General features: G+C 64.5%; 2 protein-coding genes. One reads left to right on the forward strand and one right to left on the reverse strand.

What is annotated here, in order from left to right; all coding sequences use genetic code 11:
- Nucleotides 1-791, reverse strand: a 791-nt coding sequence (locus tag AOK00_RS34040) for a glycosyltransferase family 2 protein (protein ID WP_063886706.1), incomplete at its 3' end; no start/stop codon positions are given.
- Between the two features lie 672 nt (nucleotides 792-1,463).
- Between AOK00_RS34040 and AOK00_RS34045 the strand changes: the two genes are divergently transcribed.
- A partial coding sequence (locus tag AOK00_RS34045; protein ID WP_055603998.1) for an SGNH/GDSL hydrolase family protein occupies nucleotides 1,464-2,241 on the forward strand: 778 nt, incomplete at its 3' end.

Below are 2,241 nucleotides of genomic sequence, written 5' to 3' on the forward strand. Positions count from 1 at the left end.
GCCGGCCGACGGCGGGCGGCCTTGCTGACGGCCTTCTCCTTGAGGATGACCTTCAGGACCCGGATGCCGTCGCGCACGGCGTTGAGGTTGCTGACGCCGTGGATGCGGTTGTATTCGTGGCTCGGGACCTCCTGCACCTTGAGTCCGGCCGTGACGACCCTGATGTTGATGAGGGTCTCGATCTCGAAACCGGTGCAGTCGAGGGTGATCTTGTCGAGGCAGTGACGCCAGAAGGCGTTGTAGCCGTAGCAGAGGTCGGTGTACCGGGCGCCGAACTTGCGGTTGACGAGCGAGCAGAGGGCCCAGTTGCCCAGTCTGCGAATGGTCGTCATGTCGTCCGTGCCGCCGCCGTTGGCGAATCGGGAGCCCTTGGCGAAATCCGCACCGCCGACGAGGGCGGAGACGTACGAGACGATCTCCTGGCCGTCGGCCGAGCCGTCCGCGTCGACCATGACGATGATGTCGCCGGTGCAGGCCGCGAAGCCGCTGATCAGCGCGTCGCCCTTGCCCTTGCCGACCTGCTTGACCACCTTGACGTCCGGCCGCAGTTCACGGGCGACGTCCACCGTGTTGTCCGTGGAATTTCCGTCGACGAGCACGACTTCGTGAATCCATTCCGGCAGTGTCTTGAACACGTACGGAAGATTTTCGGCTTCGTTCATCGCGGGAATGACAACACTCACCGGCGGAGTGATCGCCAGATGTGACGTGATGGCCCGGTACTGGGCGGCTATTCGACTCGGCTCGGTCATTTCTTGGCCCGAGATGGATGGGCGCAGGAACGAGCTCATGGGTCTGATTTCCCTCTCGTCCGGTGGGCCGCCCACCCCTTGGGCGGTCCGATGGTGTGTCCGGTTCGAAAGGGGGGTTCTCGCCACCGCCCGCGCGGAAAGGATCTCCTTGCGGAATCGGCGAGTTGGCATGTCTGGCCGCGCGGTACCCGCGACTCGGCGCACGTTCGAACACCGAGCACGGCACCCCCCTACCGCGCCCCGCCCCGGGACCATCAGCGACGCTAGAGCCCTCCCCTGAGCCGCTTTGCGTGATGGATCGGTGCGGGTGAGATGTACGACGGTATTGATGAATGGGACTGTATGGCAAGTCCCTGATCTGTGGCCCGCTTTTCCGTAGTTTGGCGAAGCTTCGACGGTCAGATGTGCAACCGTCCCGATCGGATTCGGTCAATCCGGTTGTCCGCAGGCAACGGTGATGCGCGATCAGTTCTCTGTGCCTTGTTGTGCGAATGTGTCGTGTTCTCGTTCGATCGTTCAGCGGGACCGGAGCCTCCGCTTCCTGTCTTCTTTTGATCGTCCGTCTGTGACCTGTCGTTCATGGCCGGAACCCGACGGTCTCTGACGGAGGGTCGGGTGACGTTCAGCCCCAGTTTTGACATGAACACTTCCGGCGCGGCGGATCCGATGCTACTACCTGGTAGCGCAGAGATCCTGCTAAAGGGAGGTTCCATGAGACTGTCCCGTTTTGCCGCCGTTTCGTCCTCGCTCCTGCTCGGTGCCGTCCTCGCCCTCACCGGGGCGGGCGCCGCCCAGGCCGCCGAGACCGCCGCACTCGACTACGTGGCCCTTGGTGACTCGTACTCCTCCGGTGTCGGCTCAGGGAGTTACGACAGCGCCAGCGGCGACTGCAAGCGCTCCACGAAGGCGTATCCGGTGCTTTGGAAGAACGCGAACGCCCCCTCCTCCTTCGCGTTCACCGCCTGCTCCGGCGCCCGAACGGGTGATGTGACCGCCAATCAGCTCGGTCCGCTCTCGTCCGCCACCGACCTGGTCTCCGTCACGATCGGGGGAAATGACGCCGGTTTCGCCGACGTCATGACGACCTGTGTGCTGCAGTCCGAAGCCACCTGCATCAGCCGTGTGAATCAGGCCAAGAGCTACGTCGACACGACGCTGCCCGGCAAGCTCGACTCCGTCTACACGGCGATCAGGAACAAGGCGCCCGCCGCTCACGTGGTCGTCCTCGGCTACCCGCGCTTCTATCAGCTGGGCGGCAGCTGCGTCGCAGGCCTGAGCGAGAACGAGCGCCGCGCCATCAACGGAGCCTCCGACTACCTCAACGCCGCCGTCGCCAAGCGCGCTGCCGACCACGGCTACACCTTCTCCAGCGTCGTCCCGGCGTTCACCGGACACGAGATCTGCTCCGGCTCCGCCTGGCTGCACAGCGTCAACTGGCTCAACATCGGGGAGTCCTACCACCCGACGGCCGCCGGCCAGTCCGGCGGTT

This window comes from Streptomyces aureus (assembly GCF_001418135.1).
Lineage (GTDB): Bacteria > Actinomycetota > Actinomycetes > Streptomycetales > Streptomycetaceae > Streptomyces > Streptomyces aureus_A.